1 protein-coding gene is annotated in these 442 nt (G+C 59.0%); it reads left to right on the top strand.

Going from position 1 to position 442, the window contains the following annotated elements; genetic code table 11:
* The coding region (locus LXN01_RS16550; RefSeq protein ID WP_236866828.1) for a hypothetical protein at positions 1 to 246 on the top strand (246 nt) is incomplete at its 5' end.
* Positions 247 to 442 lie beyond the last annotated feature (196 nt).

Raw genomic sequence — 442 nt, 5'->3', positions numbered from 1 at the left:
TCCGGAGAGTCCGACGACGACGATGTGGTCGCCGCCTCCATCCGCGCCTTCGAGAAGAGCCCCGGCAAGATTGAGGCAGAGCAGTTCCGTACCATGCTCATGGCCTTCGGTGACAAGTTCACCAACCAGGAGGTCGATGAGGCCTTCGACATGATGGAGCTCGATGAGGACACCGGCATGATCGACTCCGACGCCCTTGTTGCCATGCTGTGCGCTGGTGGCGCCAAGGATGAGGCCGCTGCCTAAATGCCCATCTTCCACTACCTACAACCTCGCCCGGAGGAAGTGTGGGTGAGCAGCAGCGGGCGCCCACAAGTGCAGAGATTGCTATCCTCGGCTGTGACACTCAAGCGCTGTTTGGCTTAACACTGCTGGCCACTGCTGCTGCTTACTTCTCTCTCATCAGCCCACGCCATATGTCTCTCCATTCATCATCACACCC

It is taken from the genome of Brevibacterium daeguense (genome assembly GCF_021729135.1).
GTDB classification, from domain to species: Bacteria; Actinomycetota; Actinomycetes; order Actinomycetales; family Brevibacteriaceae; genus Brevibacterium; species Brevibacterium daeguense.
This window is presented reverse-complemented; position numbering and strand designations above follow the sequence as displayed.